The following is a 20422-nucleotide window of genomic DNA, read 5'->3' as shown; positions in this document are numbered from 1 at the left end:
ATTGCTAGGAGGCACGACGAAGCAATCTAATTCGGGAATTTAGATTGCTTCAGCTCGTTCAAATCCTGCTTTGCAATGAAGACCGCCTGAAGTGAAAAATTGAAGATAATAAAAAAATAAATGAACATTAAAATTTACATAGCGATAATCAGTATTTGCTTACTACCATTAACCAAAGTGGTGGCTCAAGTTTCTTTGCAAAATACGACCTGCGAAATGCTAGAGAACCCACTTGGAATCGATGTTCAAAAGCCGCGTTTTGCATGGCATATCATTTCGAAAGAGCGAAACGTGATGCAAACCGCTTATCAAATATTGGTTTCTTCAACTGCAGAAAAGTTGAATGCAAATGAAGGTGATCTATGGGATTCGCAAAAAGTAAATACGGGCGAATCAATTCACGTAAGGTACAATGGAGCGCCATTAAAAAGTAGATTGAAGGCGTTTTGGAAGGTAAAAGTCTGGACAAGTGCAGGTCAAAGCAATTGGTCTACAACAAATTATTTTTCTATGGGCTTACTGTACTACAAAGATTGGCCAAAAGGTTGGATCGGCTTCGATAGGGCATTTGCCTGGGATAATATCAAAACTGATTCACGCTTATCAGCAAGATATTTTAGAAAGGAATTTCAAAATACAAAGCAGGTCAAAAGTGCCACAGCATCTATCATTGGTTTAGGTTTGTACGAGCTTTTTATCAATGGAAAAAAAGTGGGCGATGATGTATTATCCCCATCGCCAACTGATTATACTAAAAATGTAAAGTACAATACCTACGATGTAACCAGTTACATCAAAAACGGAAAAAACGCTGTTGGTGCCATCTTGGGTAACGGACGTTTTTTCGCCATGCGCCAGAATGAAAAGCCTTACAAAATAAAGACGTTTGGTTTTCCGAAGATGCTGATGAATATCAATATTGTTTACACAGATGGTAGCACGGCAAATATTGATACCGATAATAGTTGGAAAGGTACTGCGGATGGACCGATTAGAACGAACAATGAATACGATGGCGAAGAATATGATGCGACCAAAGAAGCAGCCGGTTGGAATACAGTGGGTTTTGATGATAGCATGTGGCTGAAAGCGGAATTTGTACAGGAACCCAGCGGAGTAATTGAGGCTCAAATGAATGAGAATATGAGGGTGATGAATACTTTGAAGCCGGTTTCGATTTCGAAACTTTCTGGTGGAAGATACATTCTTGATATGGGTCAAAACATGGTTGGTTGGTTGCAAATAAAGATTAAGGGAATAAAAGGGAAGCAAATTAAAATGCGTTTCGCTGAATCGCTGCAAGATAATGGAGAACTTTTTACGGCCAATCTTCGCAATGCGAAATGTACAGATTTGTACACTTTGAAGGGTGGGGAAACCGAAACCTGGGAGCCCACGTTCACTTACAGGGGCTTTAGGTTTGTAGAACTTTCGGGATATAGTTACCAACCATCAGTAAATGATTTTGTCGGGAAAATGGTTTACGATAACATGAAAACAGTTGGAACTTTTGAAACTTCGAACGGCCTAACCAATCAGATTTTCAAAAATGCCTGGTGGGGAATTGCAGGAAGCTATAAGGGCATTCCGGTTGATTGTCCGCAACGTAACGAGCGTATGCCATGGTTGGGCGATAGAGGTGCAGTAGCTTATGGTGAGAATTTCTTGTTTGATAATGGCAGGTTTTATGCTAAATGGTTACAGGATATTAGAAATTCGCAAAAAGAAGATGGTGCAATTCCTGATGTTGCGCCTGCGTTCTGGCGTTATTACAGCGATAACATGACCTGGCCAGGGGCAATGCTTTTGGTAACAGAAATGCTTTACAAGCAAACAGGCGACGTTTCTTCCGTTCGCGATAATTATCCTGCAATGAAAAAATGGCTTTCTTATATGCAGGATCGCTATATGAAGGATTATATTCTAACTAAAGATAGTTATGGCGACTGGTGTATGCCACCCATTACAATTGAATTTGGAAGGGGTAAAAGCGCCGATAAAAAATATCCTTCCGAATTGATTTCGACAGCATATTATTACCACTTTACAAACTTGATGATACAATTCGGAAGAGCAATTGGTAATGAGGAAGATGTAAAAACCTACGAAGTCTTGGGAGAGAAGATTAAAAATGCATTCAATGAAAAGTATTATAATCAGCAAGGATATTATGCTACAAATGCCCTGACCGATAATATCATTCCGCTTTATTTTGGTATGGTTCCGAAAGATAAGGTAGAGACGGTTTTTAAGAATATCACCCACACTGTTGAAGTAACCAATAAAGGTCATTTAAGTAATGGCTTAGTGGGGATTCAGTGGTTAATGCGTTGTTTGAATGACTATGGCAGACCAGATCTTGCCTATACCGTTGCTACCCAAAAAACTTATCCAAGCTGGGGTTATATGGTCGAAAATGGCGCCACCACCATTTGGGAATTATGGAATGGTAATACGGCAGATCCCAAAATGAATTCGCAAAACCATGTGATGATGCTTGGCGATTTACTGATTTGGTACTACGAAAACCTTGCAGGGATTAAATCTGAAAACGCTGCTTTTAAACAGATCACGATGAAGCCTGAAATAATTGAAGGACTTAGCACTGTAAATGCCAGCTATAATTCAATTTATGGTATGATTAAAAGCAATTATAGTAAAGCAGGCAACGCCTTTGCCTGGAATTTAAGCGTTCCGCCAAATACAACGGCAATGGTTTATATTCCTGCAAAAAGCAAAACTGAGGTTTCGGAAAAGATCAAATCAATTAAAGATTTGAAATTTATAAAAATGGAAAATAACCGGGCGATTTATGAGATCGGTTCGGGTGATTATCAATTTGTAGTGAATGGGAAGTAGGAGATCGGGAATAGGAAATAGAGAGTGGAGAATAGGGAACTAATCTGCTTGTCATTCTGAACGCAGTGAAGAATCTCCAGGCGATGGAAAACGACGATAATGTACCGTTGAGCTAAAATGTGAAGATTAATTTTAAGAAGTACTAGTCGGTTGCAGATTCTTCGTTACGCTCAGAATGACAGCATTTACCGACAGATTTAAAAGTTAAACAAATAATTAATACAATGATGAGAAAGATTTTAAAACCAATAATGATGTTATTGATACTGCTAACCACAGTAACTTCCTTCAGTCAAGCTCAGGATGCGAGTGCAAATGCAGAAATTCTAACTAAAGCGAAGGATTGGGTTTCAGCATTAAACCTAACAGATGCTGCTAAAAAAACAGCCGTAGAAAATGTGATTGCTATTCATTTAACGGCTGTGAGAGATTGGCATAACAGCCATCCTTCATCAACTGTTCCGGATGGAATAAATCCGGTTACTGGAAGCAAATTGGCTGATCTTGATAAGCAAATTATTGCCGATTCTGCTATGCCCTCAACGGTTCATCAATCTTTAATGGATGGTTTAAATGAAAACTTATCTGTGGAACAAGTAGAGCTAATTCTCGATAAATACACCATTGGTAAAGTCGATTTTACCATGAAAGGCTACAAAGCCATTGTTCCGGATTTGACAGCGGATGAAGAAGCTAAAATTTTAGGTTTTATGAAACAGGCAAGAGAGCAAGCTGTCGATTATAAAAATATGAAACAGATTTCTGCCATTTTTGAGATTTACAAAACCAAGTCAGAGCAAATGTTAAACAATAATGGTCGCAGTTGGAGAGCCCTATACAGCGCCTATACCAAAAAGATAAAAGAAGAGAAAGCAGCAAAAGCTAAACAATAACTTCGATCGCTTCACCTCATCGTCATTGCGAGGCACGAAGCAATCTTACTAGGGTAACTAGCGCTTTAGGATTGCTTCGAACCTCGCAATGACGAACTTTGTTAATTGAAAAAAAATATGTTAAAAACGAAAATATACATCACACTAGGAATTGCATTAGCATTGGGATTGAGTGCCAATGCGCAAGTTGAAAAATGGCAAAAAGGTATAGTAAAGCAAGAATTTCTTTACGATCAGGCACCGTTTCCGTCTTGTCATTCAGCCACTATTGCTGAAACACCAACGGGCTTGGTGGCATCCTATTTCGGAGGAACAAAAGAGCGGAACCCAGATGTTGAAATTTACATCAGCCGTTTTGTGGAAGGAAAATGGCTGGCTCCCGTATCAGTAGCCAATGGCGTTCAGCCTGATGGCAAACGGTTACCAACCTGGAACCCGGTTCTATATCAAATTCCAGGAGGAGATTTAATTCTATTTTATAAAATCGGTCCGAAACCATCTGAATGGTGGGGTTTGATGAAAACTTCTAAAGACGGCGGCATTACTTGGTCGGATGCTACAAAGCTTCCAGATGGCTATATCGGCCCTGTAAAAAACAAGCCAGTTTTATTAAGTAATGGAAATCTGTTTGCACCTTCCAGTAGAGAAGGTGATGGCTGGAAAATTCATTTTGAGGTCACTAAAGATAGTGGAAAAACATGGAGAACGGTTGGGCCGCTACCAGACAATGGAATCAAAGCCATTCAGCCCAGTATTCTACAGCATGTAAACGGGAAGTTGCAAATTTTAGCCAGAACAGCAAACAGGGCTATTGTTGAATCATGGTCTGAAGATAATGGCGAAAGCTGGTCTGCTTTAACGAAAACCTCATTGCCGAATAATAATTCTGGCACAGATGCAGTGACGATGAAAGATGGACATCATGTGTTGGTTTACAACCACGTTTTGCCTCCCGGCGATTTAGCCAAAGGCCCGAGAACTCCGTTAAATGTTTCGGTTTCTAAAGATGGAAAAAACTGGTCTGCAGCTTTGATTTTGGAAGATTCACCGATTAGTCAATATTCATATCCTGCAGTAATTCAAACATCAGACGGGATGCTCCATTTCATTTATACCTGGAGAAGGCAGAAGATCAAACATGTGGTTGTAGATCCGTCTAAGTTGAAACTGAAAAAAATCAAGAATGGCATTTGGCCTAAACTTAACGGCTATGCAGCACCAGTGATTACAGAAACGAAAAACGAAGAACCATGAGAGTAGGGAAATTTGCATTTATTCCAAGCGTCATTTCGATCGTAGTGGAGAAATCTTTTAAATTAATTTCACAGTCTTCTTTACTATCGCTGAGAATAATGGGAATTGTTGTTTTTTTATCGTTGTTTACAAGGTTATCTGCCCAAACCCAGAATACCGACAATCTTTACAAAAAACCGTTAGTCGACGTTTTAAAAGAAATCCAGACCCGCTTCAATGTTCAGATTAAATATTCAGAACCGCAGGTGAAAGACAAATGGCTCAACTACGCTGAATGGCGTTTTCGTGCTGATGTAGATGAAACATTAACAAATGTTCTTGCTCCTTTAGATATGAAGGTAAACAAGGAAAAACCCGGCGTTTACAAGTTAAAAGAATACGAATACTACCGATGGGAGCCGAAAGATGGCTGGGCCTACCTGGATACCCTCTCAACAAAATACAGCGACAAGAGCAGTTGGGAAAAAAGAAAGGCGGAGATAAAACCCGAGCTTTACAAAGCCTTGTTACTTTCACCTTTGCCAGCAAAACTGAATTCAAAACCAATCACAACGGCGAAGCGGGTTTTTGACGGTTATTCCGTAGAAAATATTGCATTGGAAATTTTGCCGGGCGTTTGGATCAATGGTTCACTTTATAAACCGCTAAATGTTAAAGGCAAAATTCCTGTCATTCTCAGTCCTGATGGGCATTGGGAAAAACAGCGCTACAGAGCCGATTGTCAGCTCCGTTGTGCCACGATTGCACGTATGGGCGCAATGGCTTTCAGCTACGATTTATTTGCATGGGGCGAATCGATGCTGCAGTTTAAGTACGAAGACCACCGCCGGAGCTTAGCCCAAACGGTACAAACTTTGGGCGGAATCAGAATCCTAGATTATTTTTCTTCTGTTAAAGAAACAGACACTAGCAGAATAGGTATTAGTGGTGGCTCAGGGGCTGGAAGTCATTCCATCTTAATGACTGCAATGGACGATCGGATTAAACTAAGTGCGCCGGTGGTTGCCATGTCATCCTATTTTTACGGTGGTTGTCCCTGCGAAAGTGGAATGCCTATTCATCAATGCGGTGGTGGTACGGACAATGTAGAATTGGCCGCAATGGCTGCACCACGACCACAACTTTTGGTTTCGGACGGTAGCGATTGGACGGCCCACACACCCGAACATGATTTCCCTTACCTGCAAAAAATGTATGGATATTATGGAGTGAGCAATAAGGTGGAGAATGTTCATCTTCCTACAGAGAAACACGATTTTGGGATAAATAAACGCATTGCGCTCTACGATTTCCTGATAAAAAAATTTAAACTGAATGGCAGTTTGGTAAAAGATAAAGCAGGAAAATATGACGAAAGTAAAGTAACCATCGAAAAAGAAAATGCCCTTTATGTTTTTGGAGATAAAGGCGAAAAGTTACCAAAAAACGCAGTGATGGGATTTGAGAATCTGGAAAAATTATTTCCATTAAGCAATTAAATAATGCTTTACCCTTACCGTCATTCCCACGCAGGTGGGAATCTTAAGGCATGGGCAAATCTTGCCACTAAGATGCTCAGTCAAACTGAGTATGACGACCGATCATAGTTGATGCTTAAACTGAAGTACAAAGAATCATTAACAATAAATTAAATATGCAACATCAAAACAGGCGAACTTTTATTAATAACACTGCTTTGCTAGCCGGCGCTTTGATGATCCCAAATCAACTGCTGTTTGCCTTTGAAAAAAAGGATCGATACAAGGTTGCAGTAATTGATTTAATGATTTTGAAACGTCAGAAAATTAGTGCCTTGCCATTTGCAAAAGAGCTGGGTGCAGATGGACTGGAAATAGATATGGGCGGTTTGGGGAATAGAGAGACCTTTGATAACAAATTGGCCGACCCGATAGTGCGTCAACAATACGTTGATCAAGCGAAAGAATTAGATCTGGAAATTTGTTCTTTAGCAATGACGGGTTTTTATGCGCAATCCTTCGCCACACGCCCTACTTATCAAAAAATGATTCAGGATTGTTTGGACACAGCAAAGGCAATGAACGTAAGAGTGGTATTCTTGCCGCTAGGTGTTCAGGGAGATCTTGTTAAAAACCCTGAACTGCGTGAACCTATCGTTAGCAGGCTGAAGGTTGCCGGAAAAATGGCTGCAAAAGCGGGTATTGTGATCGGCATTGAAACAGCTCTTGATGCCAAAGGAGAACTCAAGTTACTCAAAGATATTGGATGTAAACACATTAAAAGTTACTTCAATTTTTCAAATCCGATTAAAAATGGGAGAGATTTACAGCAGGAATTGAGAATACTCGGTAGAAAAAATATCATACAAATTCACGCTACAAATGATGATGGAGTTTGGTTACAGAACGATTCAAAGATTGATTTAAAGCAGGTAAAGGCAACACTAGATGAGATGGGTTGGAGCGGATGGCTGGTTGTTGAAAGGAGCAGAGATGCAAGCCAACCTACAAATGTGAAATATAATTTTAGTGCCAATACAACTTACCTTAAGTCCATTTTTCAAGCGAAATAATTTATGAAACAAATTGGTTTAAGCTTTTTATTGACATTTATTTTACTTCACTTTCAAGTTGCTGCAGTAGAAATTTATGTCGCAAAAAATGGTGCTGATACTAACAATGGAAATAAGGAACAACCTCTTGCAACGCTTCATGCAGCCATTAGGAAAGCCCGGGAATTAAGGCGGTTAAAAGATCCATCCACAAAAGATGGAATTAAAATATTGGTTGGAGCAGGCATTTATCAATTACATGAGCCCATCATTCTTCGTCCTGAAGACGCTGGAACTAAAGATAGCCCAACAGAGATTTTCGCAACCGAAAAAGTTGTTTTAAGTGGCGGAGTTAAAATCGCGGGTTGGAAAAAAGTTAATGGAACTGTTGCGGGATTACCAAAAAAGGCTTTTGGGAAAATTTGGGTTGCTGATCTTCCTAATGATGGTATCAGCGCTTTGATATTTCGCCAGCTTTGGGTAAATGGAACTAAGGCGATTCGGGCGAAAAACTATAATGGAGAGGCTATGGGTAGAATTTTATCATGGGATAAAAAAAATCAAACCTGTAGAATACCACTTCAGCCAAACACAGATTTAAGCAAAATTGCCGGGATGGAAATGTTAATCCATCAATGGTGGGCAATCGCCAATCTTCGGGTAAAATCAGTTAAAGTAATTGGCAATGCTGCAGAACTTTCTTTTATGCAGCCTGAAAGTAGAATTCAATCCGAACATCCCTGGCCAGCACCCTGGATTTCTGAAAAAACAGGAAACTCTGCATTCTATTTATCCAATGCTATCCAGTTTTTAGATGAGCCAGGCGAATGGTTTGAAGACCTGAAAAACCATAAAATTTACTATTGGCCAAAGGCATCAGAAAATATGCGCAATGCTGATGTAGTTGCGCCTGCTTTAGAGAACCTCGTTAAAATTGAAGGAACAATAGATCATCCTGTTTCATTTGTAAGCTTCAAAGGGATTTCTTTTGAACACGCTACCTGGCGAAGACCATCAAGGCAAGGCCACGTTCCGCATCAGGCTGGGATGTATATGCTCGATGCGTATAAACTTGCAACACCTGGAACTCCAGATAAGCCAGGTTTGGAAAATCAGGCCTGGGTTGGCAGGCCAGCAGCCGCTGTTGAAGTAAATTTTGCCAATCAGATCAGCTTTGAAAACTGCCGTTTCCAACATCTTGCCTCTACAGGTTTAGACTTCAACAAAGGAACGTCAGATAATTTGATTCGGGGCAATTTGTTTAAAGATATTGGCGGTTCAGCGATATTAGTAGGCACATTTTCTGATGAAGCATCAGAAGTTCATGTGCCTTACAACCCAAAAGATAAACGGGAGATTTCAACGAATGACAGGATAGAAGATAATTTGATTACGGATGTTACCAATGAGGATTGGGGTGCTGTTGGCATCGGTGCAGGTTATGTGAAAGGAATCAAAATTATCCATAACGAGATTAGCGACGTGTCTTATTCTGGGATTAGCATGGGCTGGGGCTGGACTAAAACGCCAAATGCGATGAAGAATAACACTATCAGTGCAAACAAAATCCATCACTATGGCAAACACATGTATGATGTTGCAGGAATTTATACGCTCTCTGCTCAACCAGAATCTTTCATTACCGAAAATGTAGTCGATAGTATTTACAAGGCGCCTTATGCTCACCTTCCTGATCACTGGTTTTATTTGTACACGGATGAAGGGTCTTCTGAATTCACCATCAAAAATAACTGGACGCCTACTGAAAAATATCTTCAGAATGCGAACGGGCCGGGAAATGTATGGGAAAATAACGGACCGAAGGTTGCTGAAAACATCAAACAAAATGCAGGTTTAGAGTTGCCCTTTAGGTATCTGCTCAAAAATAAAAGTAGTTACTCAAATCGCGGTATCAATCAGGCGGAAGATAAAACGGTTGTTTTTGAATTGATATTTAAAGATGGTCAGTTACCAGGAAACCAAGCTCTGGAAGAGTTTGCAAAAGAGAATAACTTGTTAACTCGCGCCATCTACAAATGGAATAACAGATTGGTTATTTATACCTCAAGCCTAAAAGTAGAAAGTTTGCTGCAAACTTTGAAACGTTTAAATGCGATAGAAGTTAAGCTTTATGACAATATTTTTTACGATTTTAACAGGGAGAAAAACTGTGGGGAGAAACCTGTTGCCGAATGGGACAATGTGATTTTATCAGCCAATTTGGTTGAGGAAGAAAAGATGCAAAAAGAGTATTTGGATTACCATAAAACGCAGTTTGCAAAGTGGCCTGAGATATCCAAAGGATTTTGCAATGCCGAGTTTCAGCGCCTGGCAATTTTTAAAAAGGATAGGCAACTGATGTTAATTATCAGTATTCCTAAAGGCAAAAAACTAGACGATTTAAATCCAAAAACGACTTTAAATAATCCGAAGGTGGATGAATGGAATGCCATTATGAAAAAATACCAGGAAGGTATAGCAGGAACAAAACCCGGGGAGGTTTGGGTGTTTTTTAAACCGATTGAATAGATAAATAACCGTCATTGCATGGCACGAAGCAATCCTAAAACTATTGCTGTTTTTTGCATTAAGATTGCTTCGTGCCTCGCAATGACGACTTAAAAAATAAGAAAATATCAACATGTTAAGACTAGGGATTTTAGGTTTAGGAGAGGGCAGAAGCACGATTTCTGCATCATTGGCGAGCAAGAAATTTAAGCTCATTCAGATTTGCGACGCAAATAAAAAGCTTTGCGAGGAACGCTCATTGGAATTCGATTTTCAAAATTGGACAACCAATTACGAGGATATGCTAACGAGCGATAAAATTGATATGATTGCGATTTACACACCAGATCATTTGCATTTCGAGCACATTAAATTGGCCTTGGAACATGGTAAACACGTAGTTTGTACAAAGCCTTTTATTGATGATCTGTCTCAGGCCAATGAGCTTTTAGAATTGGCTAAAAAATCAAGAAGGAAGATTTTCGTCGGACAAAGTTCTCGTTTTTTCGAACCTGCAATGCGCCAGAAAAAAGATTTTGATAAAGGTTTACTTGGCGAGCTGATCACCATCGAAAGTCATTATCATGCTGATCACCGTTGGTTTTTAGAAAAAGGGTGGTCCTTAAAACAATCGTTTAAATGGTTATACGGCGGCTTAAGTCACCCAGTTGATTTTGTTCGCTGGTATATGCCCGATATTGAAGAAGTAATGGGTTATGGCATGTTAAGCAGCAACGGCTTAAAAGCAGGATTGAAAAATGTAGATACAATGCATTTTATATTCAAAGCAAAAGATGGCAGAATTGCAAGGGTAAGCGGTGCATATACAGGCCCAACGCAACCGGCAAGTCGCGATAGCGGAATGAGTTGCATTCTCCGCGGAACAGAAGGAGCAAGTCAGGCCGATTACCACGAATTACGCTATTCTGTTACGACCAAAACCGGTGAAGAAAAGATTATTACCTGGGGTGATGCTACATTGAAACACTATTTCCGTTTCGAGGGACAAAGTCATCATGCAGGTGAATACCAGAACTATCTCGATTATTTTGCAGACAGTATCAATAACAAATTCACGGCCTATCCGGATTTAAAAGAAGGAATTGGAACCGTTGCCCTATTGCAGGCGATGGATAAATCAATGGAGATTGGTTTGCCTGTAAAAATTGATGAAATTTTAAAAGCAAACAATATTACAAGAGAATCGATTGGCTTATAGTTTCTGCCACAGCGAACGGAATAATATTAACCACAGATAGAAAGGATAAACACGGATAAAAATTTTAATCTGTGTTTATCTGTGTGCATCTGTGGTAAAAACAATAACCAATAAACAACTAACCAAATCAATTAATGGGAAATATTGTAGAACGTTTAACCAACTTAGATTACTTTATTGTCGCCGCTTACCTCGTCATTTTAATTATTATAGGGTATAGGGCAAGCTTTTCAAAGAAGAAAAACGAAGATGAAAACCTGTTCCTGGCCAACAAATCACTTAACTGGTCGAGCATAGGTTTTAACATGTGGGGAACAAATGTTGGTCCATCCATGTTGGTTGCGTTTGCAAGTATTGGTTACTCTACAGGCATTGTGGCTGTTAATTTCGAGTGGTATGCCTTTATCTTTCTATTCTTGCTTGCCATTGTATTTGCCCCGAAATATCTGGCAGCTAAAGTAAGTACCATGCCCGAATTTATGGGCAACCGTTACGGCGATTCAACACAGAATATACTTGCATGGTATGCCCTGATTAAGATTTTGATTTCATGGCTATCACTGGGTTTGTTTGCTGGTGGTGTTTTGGTGAGGCAGATTTTGGGCGTTCCGATGTGGCAATCGGTTACCGTTTTAGTAACTTTTGCTGGTCTGTTCGCATTTTTCGGCGGACTTAAAGCTATCGCTAAAGTGAACGTTTTTCAAATGATTTTGCTGATTTGCGTTTCCTTCGCACTTACCTATTTAGGTTTGGAAAAGGTTGGAGGGATAAGCGCACTATACCAGAAAACACCAAAAAATTTCTGGAACCTCGTTCAGCCCGGGAGCGATCCGCAATATCCATGGTATGCCATTCTGCTGGGTTATCCTGTGTCTGCTGTAGCTTTCTTTTGCACAGATCAATCGATGGTTCAGTCGGTACTTGGAGCCAAAAATTTGGAACAGGGACAGTTAGGTGTGAGCTTTATCGGCTGGCTTAAGATACTTTCTTTGCCACTTTTTATTGTCACTGGCATTCTGTGTTACGTCTTATATCCCAATCTGGGCAACGCCGATATGGCATACATGACCATGGTTACCAATCTGTTTCCTCCAGGAATGAATGGCCTGGTAATCGTGGTGTTAATTGCAGTTTTGGTCGGTACAATTGGATCTTGCCTTAATTCTTTAAGTACTGTTTTTACCATGGATGTGTATGTAAAAAAAATTAACCCCAATGCAACAACGAAAGAAATTATTAAAACTGGCAGGTTAACAGTAGTTGCAGGTTGCGTTTTTGCCATCCTGGTTGCATTAGCAATAGATAATATTCAAGGGCTGAAATTGTTCGATGTTTTTCAGGCTGTGTTAGGTTTTATTGCTCCACCATTGTCTGTTGTGTTTTTATCAACTGTGTTTTGGAAAAGAACCACCAGAAAAGCTGTTAATTTCACACTGTCAATCGGGTCAATCATCAGTTTAGGCATAGGCGTTTGTTACCTGTGGGTTTTGCCATCTTCTGAATATACATTCTGGCCACATTATCTGGTTTTGTCCTTCCTCATTTTTGCATTACTGATGATTTTGTCGATTATTATTTCTCTTGCAGATCGTTCACCATCTGTTTACATCGTAAATGAATCACATCAGGCAAACATTGAAAAGCCAAGTCGAAGGGTATGGATTTCCTTTGGTGCATTAGCAGTTGTGATGGTTATACTTTATATATTCTTTAACGGACATTAAAAGGTGTTAGAGGTCCGAGGGCCGATGATATCAAGCAAAAAATACACTGTATGAAAAACTTTAAAAAAATAATTATTCTGGCATTTTTAAGCTGTTTTGTGATGCCAGCTTTAGCTCAAAAAGCCTCGTGGATCTGGTATCCAGGTGACTTTGATATTTACATGAGCAATGTAATGCAAAACCGCAGAACCGAACGCGGATCGTTTTTCCCAGTCTTTTGGAAAATGGATAGCCATTACGTTCTGGTAGATTTTCATAAGGAATTTAACCTTTCTCAACCTGAAGAAGTCAAGCTTTTTGTAGAGGGAACTTATAATGTGAAGATTGACGGACAGGCCATTTCCGGTTTCCCTAAAACGATCCAAATCCCGGCCGGTAAGCATAAATTAAGCCTTAAAGTTTACAATCAGGCACACGTTCCGGCGATTTTTGTTCAAGGGAAAACAATTGTTTCAGATGAAACCTGGTTGTCAACTTTTGAAGATAAGGAATGGATTGATCAAAGCGGAAAAGTTTCCGACAAATCAGGAACCACATTCGTTTCGGCAGGTTCATGGAATTTGACTGATCCCAATCAGTTGCCATCGCAATTTAAATTACCGGTGAAACCAATGGCTGCAGTTTCGAGAAAGAAAAACGACGGCGGAGAATTGCTTGATTTTGGCAGGGAAACATTTGGTTTCATAAAAGTACACGGTTTGAAAGGCAAGGGGCGTTTGAGTTTATACTATGGCGAATCGCCTGAAGAGGCTTCCTCAGTAGAAAAATGCGAAACGTTAGATGATGTTGATATTGATATTGCGCAAAAGAAAGATTCTGTAATGCCACTTTCGAAAGCATTCAGATATGTAAATCGCCAAACTACTGGAAATGTGACCCTTGATTCCATCTCCATGCTTTACGAGTATGCGCCTGTAACCGAAAGGGGAAGTTTTAAGTCATCTGATGCCGAACTGAATAAAATTTACGATGTAGCTAAATACACCTTTCACTTAAATACCCGTGAATTTTTTATCGATGGAATTAAACGCGACCGTTGGGTTTGGAGTGGTGATGCCTACCAGAGTTATCTAATGAATTATTATTCGTTTTTTGATGCACCAACAGTAAAAAGAACCTTGTTGGCACAACGTGGAAAAGATCCGGTTACGGCCCACATCAATACCATAATGGATTACTCTTTCTATTGGTTTTTAGGTATTTACGATTACTACAAGTTCACAGGCGATCAAAAATTTGTACAAGATATTTATCCTAGGATGCAATCTTTAATGACGTATATCGATGGAAGAAAAAACAAAGATGGTCTACTTGAATGGATGCCGGGCGATTGGATTTTTATCGATTGGGCAGACAAACTGAGTAAAGATGGTGAAGTAAGTTTTGAGCAGTTATTATATGCCCGAAGCTTAGAAACGATGGCTTTGTGCGCCAAACTTGCTAATGATAGTGAAGGCGTTGCAAAATACGACAAACAAGCAAAGGAGTTGAAAGCCAAGATATTCGATTTGTATTGGAACCAAAATAAAAACGCATTGGTTCATAGTAGGATCAATGGTAAGCAAACGGACAATGTAACGCGTTATGCCAATATGTTCGGCATCTTTTTCGATTATTTTACGCCAGAACAAAAACTTGGTGTGAAAAAAAATGTACTCCTTAACCATAAGGTCGCAAAAATTACTACCCCTTACATGCGCTTCTACGAACTGGAAGCTCTTTGTGCCATGGGTGAACAAAGCTACGTTTTAAAAGAAATGAAAAGTTATTGGGGTGGAATGTTAAAGCTCGGTGCAACCTCTTTCTGGGAAGAATATAATCCAGATAAAAAAGGAGCAGAACATTTAGAAATGTATGGCAGACCATTTGGAAAAAGCCTTTGCCATGCCTGGGGCGCAAGTCCGATCTATTTATTGGGCAAATATTATTTGGGCGTTGAACCCACTACACCAGGTTACGAAACCTACACGATCACCCCAAATTTAGGTGGTTTGGAATGGATGGAGGGAAAGGTACCCACTGCTAATGGCGATATCTCTTTGTATTGCAATAAAAAAGAAATTAAAATTTCATCTGCCGTAGGAACAGGAAAATTAAGAATAGGTAGTAAAACCAAACCTGTGGCAAAAGGTGCAGTAATTAAGGAACTTTCGAAAGGCGTTTATGAAATGACGATTGAGAAAGGGAAAGATTATAGTGTGAAATATTCTGGATAACGTATGTTTTTTGTTTTTCGTCATTGCTTGCCTTCGCCAGGCAAGCAATGACAAAGCAATCTTGATGCGGTTGTTATCCAATCCATGTAGGATTGCTTCGTGCCAATGACAACTTTTAAAAGAGTTTACACTCTAATTCTTTCTTTCTCATGTATTTCTACGCTTTGGGAAGACTAAGCTCACGATTCTTTCATAGATGGATCTAACAGACAAACTAGTGACGGCACCAGGTTCAAATCACATCTTTTCGTTTCCCTCTCTTCAAGGAGAGGGATGCAGTGCATTGAAAATAACTACAACCTTTCACAGGGTGAGGCTTTTAAAAGAGTTTATACCCCAATTCTTTGCTCAATCTTTTTAACACACTTATTTGCTTCCGCAAGGATGGTATCATTTCCGATCGACTTATCGTTATTTAAAGCATTTAACATCGAAATAGTTAAACAAGCAATAATGCCATTGTTGCTATCTACACCAATCGGAATAGAAATATCTGTTACCCCCGAAACGGAATCACTGTTTTTGAAATAAGAACCAGTTTTTTTAATATCGTCGAGCGAAAGCATAAAATCTTCTTGCTGCGCCTTGCTATATTTCTTAAAAATTGAATTATTTCTTAAAGTTGTTCTCTTTTCAATATCGGGCATATAGGCTAATAAGACCTTGCCAGAAGCGGTTAATGGCAAAGGGAACAAATTTCCTTCTTCAATAGACAGGGCAATGGGCCCCGGACTTTTAGCATGGATAATTACCATCACCTGGTTCATATACAAGATACTTAAGTGGCAAGATTGGCGAATGGTGTTTGCCAGTTCTTCTAATGGAAATTGAGCAGCTTTCCTTAACTCGTCCATCGGCGAATGCCTGTGCGAAAGGTAAAATAGCTTTAACGAAAGTCTGTACTTTCCAGAAACTTCATCACGTAAAATATAACCACGGCTCTCCAAACTCATTAACATCCTATAAATTTCATTCGGAGTTTTTTCAATGCCAACCGCAATTTCAGTTTGTGAAAGGGGGATGGATTGTGCAGATAGATATTCCAATATATCAAGTCCTTTATCCAAAGCTGGCGCTTGATATTTTGATTCTTTTTCGTTCATAAGGGGTTAAATTTGGTCGTAGCGTTTTTTTTACAATTTCAAACATACAAAATGCTTTCCAAATAACCATTTACAAAGGTTGACCCTGGTCGTAAAGTATTAATTGTTTTCATATTTAAAAAAATTATTTATATTTGAATTAGTGGCGTAAATAGGTTTAACGTTTAACTATAAACCTAAATGCTAACATAAAGAATTAATTTCTTATGTTGTTTTTGAAGCTGATAACCAATTATAAACCTAGGTAAAACATCCAAAAGATGTCAATTTTTTAATGAGCAAACTCATAACTTTTTTGTTGCTTTTCACATTTAATGCTTCGCTTTTTGCGCAGCAGGTTGAAGTCATGCAATTAAGTTTTGCCTCTCGCCATAATCCAATCGGGGTAGATTTTACTTCGCCTAGCCTAAGTTGGAAATTACAATCTCATCAACTAAATGTGATGCAGACAGCATACCAGGTTCTGGTTTCGAGCAGCATAACCAAGTTGAATCAAAACATTGGCGATGTTTGGGACACACAAAAAGTAAATTCTTCACAATCTATCCAGATAAAATATCAGGGCAATAAACTTTTATCAACCAAAACCTATTACTGGAAAGTAAAGGTGTGGGATAATGTTGGAAATGTATCGCCCTGGAGCGCTACTGCCTATTGGCAAATGGGTTTACTTAACGTTAATGACTGGAAGGGCGCCAAGTGGATTGCTTACGAAAAACTGGCAGATTCGAATATTAATGCTTTACCTGTTGATGGTAAAAAAGATAAGTACACTGGCAGTAATATATTGCCAATGTTCCGTCAAGATTTCGTTGTTACTAAAACTATAAAAAAGGCAACCGCTTTTATTTCGGGCTTAGGTCATTTCGAAATGAGTTTAAACGGCGAAAAAGTTGGCGATGATTTTCTTGCGCCGGGATGGACAAAATATGACAAAGAAGCATTGTATGTTACCTACGATGTAACCAAACAGATCAAGAAAGGGAATAACGCTGTGGGTATAATGCTTGGAAATGGTTTTTATTATATCCCTCCGGTTAAAGAACGGTATCGAAAACTAAAGGTAGCTTATGGTTATCCAAAAATGATTTGCCGGGTTTTGGTTGAATATACAGACGGTACTTCTGCCAACATTATTAGTAACCAGAGTTGGAAAACCGCTCCTTCACCTATTACATTTTCAAGTATTTATGGCGGTGAGGATTATAACGCAAACCTAGAGCAAAAAAACTGGAATGTAGCAGGATTTAATGACCAACAATGGAAATCGGCTTTGTTGGTTGATGGGCCGAAATTAAATGCACAAAAGGAAGCGCCTGTAAAAGTTTTTGAATATACCTCCTCTATTAAAACCAGCCGTGTCCCTAACGGTGATTACGTTTACGATATGAGGCAAAATTCATCATCGATAATAGAATTGAAAGTTGTCGGTAAAAAAGGCGATACTATTCGTATTACACCTGCGGAGTTAATTAAAGAAGATGGCTCGGTGACGCAAAAAAATATCGGTGGCCCATCGTACTTTACCTACATCTTAAAAGGTGAAGGAATAGAAACCTGGCGGCCGAAGTTTTTTTACACGGGTTTCAGGTATCTTCAGGTAAGAGGTGGTATTCCCGCAAACACTGAAAATAAATCTGGCTCACCTGTCATAGAAAGCTTAAAAGCATTACACATCAGAAATGCCGCAGAACAGGTGGGAGAATTCAATACATCAAACGACCTTTTCAACAAAACCTTTAAGTTGATTGATTGGTCGATCAAAAGCAACATGGTGAGTGTTTTTACCGATTGTCCGCATCGCGAAAAGCTTGGATGGTTAGAGCAACTGCACTTAATGGGTAATTCTGTAGGTTACAATTATGCTGCGGCGCCATTATTTAAAAAAGCACTCGAGGATATGAGGAATTCGCAGTTGCCTAACGGCCTTATTCCTGAAATTGCGCCAGAATATGTGAAATTTGAATGGGGAGGTGATATGTTCCGTGATTCGCCGGAGTGGGGAAGCAGTGGCATTCTACTTCCCTGGTATTTATATCAGTGGTATGGCGATAAGCAAGCAATGATTGATTATTACCCGATGATGCAAGGCTACATTAACTACCTTGCAACCAAAGCTGATAACCATATTTTGTCGCAAGGGTTAGGAGATTGGTACGATTTAGGACCAGAACCTCCCGGTGTTTCTCAACTCACGCCAATGGGTGTTACGGGTACTGCAATCTATTATTACGACTTAAAGATTTTAGAAAAAATGGCTACGGCTTTGGGTAGAAAAGCAGATGCTTTAAGTTATTCGAAATTAGCAGTTGAAGTAAGAAAAGCTTTTAATGATCAGTTTTTTGATCGTAAAACCAAGCAATATGCAACGGGTTCGCAAGCGGCCAATGCCATGGCGGTTTACATGGGTTTGGTAGCGGATCAGGATAAAAGCGCTGTTATCGAAAATTTAGTAAAGGATATTAGAGATCGGAACAATAGTTTGACGGCTGGCGATATTGGCTACCGCTATGTTCTTCGTGTTTTGGAAGATGCAGGAAGATCGGATATAATTTTCGACATGAACAGTCGCTCTGACGTACCTGGTTATGGAATGCAAATTTCCAAAGGCGCAACCGCTTTAACCGAGTCATGGGCCGCACTTCCAACCGTTTCAAATAATCATTTTATGCTTGGGCATTTAATGGAATGGCTTTACAGCGGCATCGGCGGTATTCGTCAGGCTGAACATTCAATTGCTTTTAAGCACATTGTCATTGAGCCGGAAGTAGTAGGAGACTTAACTTCTGCAAATGTAAGTTATGATTCTCCTTACGGGAAAATAGCAACGCAATGGAACAAAAGTGACAAAAACTTTGTGCTAGAATTAGATATTCCGGTTAATACGAAAGCTGATGTATACTTTCCAGGTAAAACAAAGCAAACCATTACAGATGAGTTAAATCCAAAAATGAATGCCTTAAGCTTCGAAAACGGCAAGGCAAAAATTACAATTGGTTCGGGGCATTACAAATTTATATGTACAAATGAATAGGTTTAAAATCATACTTTTTTTGGTTTTGAGCACATTCAGTGTACAAGCTCAGGTTGCAAATTCTGTTTCTCAGGCGGAGATGGAAAAAATTTATCAGGAAGTTAAAACGCCTTTTAAGTATGGCTTGGTAATGGTTCCTGAAGATAAAGATCATAAAATGGACTGCCCGACTATTTTTAAAAAGGGAAAATACTGGTATATGACTTATCTTATTTTCAGCGGGCGTGGTTACGAAACCTGGTTATCAAAAAGCAAAGATCTTTTGCACTGGGAAAATCAGGGCAAATTGCTTTCGTTTGGCGACAATGGTTTGTGGGATGATAATCAAAAAGCGGGTTACAACGCTTTGCTAGATATTAAATGGGGTGGAGACTATGGTGTAAATCAATTCGATGGTAAATATTGGATGTCGTACTTTGGTGGCAAAGAGAAGGGCTACGAAGTAGAACCGCTCTCAATAGGCATGGCTTATGCAAAAAATCATCCATCAATTATGCAAGAGTGGAGCAGGTTAGATAAACCTGTTTTAACTTCGGCGGATGAAGATGTTCGTTGGTGGGAAAACAGAAACAAGCTCTTTAAAAGTACGGTTATCGAAGATCCAAAAAGGTTGACTGGACATCGGTTCATAATGTATTATAATGCAGTGGGTGATTCTTTGGCGAATAATAAGAAGACACGTTGGTACGAGCGAATTGGAATGGCAGTTTCAGATGATATGGTTCACTGGCAGCGTTTCAATAAAAATCCTGTTGTGCATCATCCTGTTGGAATTACGGGCGATGCGATAATCCAAAAAATAGACGCCAACTACGTGATGTTCTATTTTGGCGCTTTTTGGCAAGATAGAAAAGGATCATTCAATCGTTTTGCGGTATCTAAGGATCTAGTTAATTGGACAGATTGGACCGGCGATAATTTAATCGAATCATCGGAGAAATATGATGAGTTGTATGCTCATAAATCTTTTATATTAAAGCATAAAGGAATAGTTTATCATTTTTATTGTGCGGTAAACAAGCAAGATCAACGGGGAATCGCGGTGGCAACCTCAAAAGATTTAGGCAAAAGTAAAGTGAACTTTGTAAGTGGAAATTAGAATG

12 protein-coding genes are annotated in these 20422 nt (G+C 39.4%); 11 read left to right on the top strand and 1 reads right to left on the bottom strand.

The features are described 5' to 3' along the window. Positions 1 to 120: 120 nt before the first annotated feature. From ASE92_RS06255 to ASE92_RS06215, 9 genes are all read left to right on the top strand, one after another. The gene (locus ASE92_RS06255; RefSeq protein ID WP_056849176.1) at positions 121 to 2859 is read left to right on the top strand and encodes an alpha-L-rhamnosidase; all 2739 of its coding nucleotides are present in this window, start codon (positions 121 to 123) and stop codon (positions 2857 to 2859) included. A 224-nt stretch (positions 2860 to 3083) separates the two neighbouring features. Further along, positions 3084 to 3752, top strand: coding sequence for a DUF3826 domain-containing protein (locus ASE92_RS06250; protein WP_056849175.1), 669 nt, complete (start codon positions 3084 to 3086; stop codon positions 3750 to 3752). Positions 3753 to 3869: 117 nt separating this feature from the next. After that, positions 3870 to 5006: an exo-alpha-sialidase gene (locus ASE92_RS06245; RefSeq protein WP_056849174.1), complete on the top strand. Its 1137-nt coding sequence runs from the start codon at positions 3870 to 3872 to the stop codon at positions 5004 to 5006. Continuing rightward, the gene (locus tag ASE92_RS06240) at positions 5003 to 6484 is read left to right on the top strand and encodes an acetylxylan esterase (protein ID WP_082454921.1); all 1482 of its coding nucleotides are present in this window, start codon (positions 5003 to 5005) and stop codon (positions 6482 to 6484) included. The genes ASE92_RS06245 and ASE92_RS06240 overlap by 4 nt, the downstream gene beginning before the upstream one ends. A 155-nt stretch (positions 6485 to 6639) precedes the next feature. Continuing rightward, positions 6640 to 7536, top strand: a complete 897-nt coding sequence (locus tag ASE92_RS06235) for a sugar phosphate isomerase/epimerase (protein WP_056849173.1) — start codon at positions 6640 to 6642, stop codon at positions 7534 to 7536. Between the two features lie 3 nt (positions 7537 to 7539). After that, a complete protein-coding gene (locus ASE92_RS06230; RefSeq protein ID WP_056849172.1) occupies positions 7540 to 10044 on the top strand; it encodes an L-rhamnose mutarotase in 2505 nt (834 codons plus the stop codon). Positions 10045 to 10156: 112 nt separating this feature from the next. Further along, positions 10157 to 11242, top strand: a complete 1086-nt coding sequence (locus ASE92_RS06225; RefSeq protein WP_056849171.1) for a Gfo/Idh/MocA family protein — start codon at positions 10157 to 10159, stop codon at positions 11240 to 11242. A 134-nt stretch (positions 11243 to 11376) separates the two neighbouring features. Beyond that, a complete protein-coding gene (locus ASE92_RS06220; RefSeq protein ID WP_056849170.1) occupies positions 11377 to 12966 on the top strand; it encodes a sodium/solute symporter in 1590 nt (529 codons plus the stop codon). A gap of 50 nt (positions 12967 to 13016) precedes the next feature. After that, positions 13017 to 15182: an amylo-alpha-1,6-glucosidase gene (locus ASE92_RS06215; protein ID WP_056849169.1), complete on the top strand. Its 2166-nt coding sequence runs from the start codon at positions 13017 to 13019 to the stop codon at positions 15180 to 15182. Positions 15183 to 15511: 329 nt separating this feature from the next. Here the strand turns inward: ASE92_RS06215 and ASE92_RS06210 are convergent, their stop codons facing one another. Beyond that, complete coding sequence (locus ASE92_RS06210) at positions 15512 to 16285, bottom strand: IclR family transcriptional regulator (protein WP_056849168.1); 774 nt, start codon at positions 16283 to 16285, stop codon at positions 15512 to 15514. Between the two features lie 274 nt (positions 16286 to 16559). Here ASE92_RS06210 and ASE92_RS06205 point away from each other — a divergent pair, with 274 nt between their 5' ends. Both ASE92_RS06205 and ASE92_RS06200 read left to right on the top strand, forming a co-directional pair. Next, positions 16560 to 19319 carry a family 78 glycoside hydrolase catalytic domain gene (locus ASE92_RS06205; RefSeq protein WP_056849167.1) on the top strand — a complete coding sequence of 920 codons (2760 nt, stop codon included), beginning with the start codon at positions 16560 to 16562 and terminating at the stop codon, positions 19317 to 19319. After that, positions 19312 to 20418 carry a hypothetical protein gene (locus ASE92_RS06200; RefSeq protein ID WP_056849166.1) on the top strand — a complete coding sequence of 369 codons (1107 nt, stop codon included), beginning with the start codon at positions 19312 to 19314 and terminating at the stop codon, positions 20416 to 20418. The genes ASE92_RS06205 and ASE92_RS06200 overlap by 8 nt, the downstream gene beginning before the upstream one ends. Positions 20419 to 20422: the final 4 nt, after the last annotated feature.

The organism is Pedobacter sp. Leaf41 (assembly GCF_001422545.1).
Taxonomy (GTDB): domain Bacteria; phylum Bacteroidota; class Bacteroidia; order Sphingobacteriales; family Sphingobacteriaceae; genus Pedobacter.
The sequence above is the reverse complement of the archived record's forward strand: the minus strand, read 5'-3'. Positions and strand labels throughout refer to the sequence as shown.

Bases quoted from the DNA above. Each gene is read 5' to 3' on its own strand.
- ASE92_RS06255 (WP_056849176.1), top strand. From the start codon at position 121: ATGAACATTAAAATTTACATAGCGATAATCAGTATTTGCTTACTACCA.
- ASE92_RS06250 (WP_056849175.1), top strand. From the start codon at position 3,084: ATGATGAGAAAGATTTTAAAACCAATAATGATGTTATTGATACTGCTA.
- ASE92_RS06245 (WP_056849174.1), top strand. From the start codon at position 3,870: ATGTTAAAAACGAAAATATACATCACACTAGGAATTGCATTAGCATTG.
- ASE92_RS06240 (WP_082454921.1), top strand. From the start codon at position 5,003: ATGAGAGTAGGGAAATTTGCATTTATTCCAAGCGTCATTTCGATCGTA.
- ASE92_RS06235 (WP_056849173.1), top strand. From the start codon at position 6,640: ATGCAACATCAAAACAGGCGAACTTTTATTAATAACACTGCTTTGCTA.
- ASE92_RS06230 (WP_056849172.1), top strand. From the start codon at position 7,540: ATGAAACAAATTGGTTTAAGCTTTTTATTGACATTTATTTTACTTCAC.
- ASE92_RS06225 (WP_056849171.1), top strand. From the start codon at position 10,157: ATGTTAAGACTAGGGATTTTAGGTTTAGGAGAGGGCAGAAGCACGATT.
- ASE92_RS06220 (WP_056849170.1), top strand. From the start codon at position 11,377: ATGGGAAATATTGTAGAACGTTTAACCAACTTAGATTACTTTATTGTC.
- ASE92_RS06215 (WP_056849169.1), top strand. From the start codon at position 13,017: ATGAAAAACTTTAAAAAAATAATTATTCTGGCATTTTTAAGCTGTTTT.
- ASE92_RS06210 (WP_056849168.1), bottom strand. From the start codon at position 16,285: ATGAACGAAAAAGAATCAAAATATCAAGCGCCAGCTTTGGATAAAGGA.
- ASE92_RS06205 (WP_056849167.1), top strand. From the start codon at position 16,560: ATGAGCAAACTCATAACTTTTTTGTTGCTTTTCACATTTAATGCTTCG.
- ASE92_RS06200 (WP_056849166.1), top strand. From the start codon at position 19,312: ATGAATAGGTTTAAAATCATACTTTTTTTGGTTTTGAGCACATTCAGT.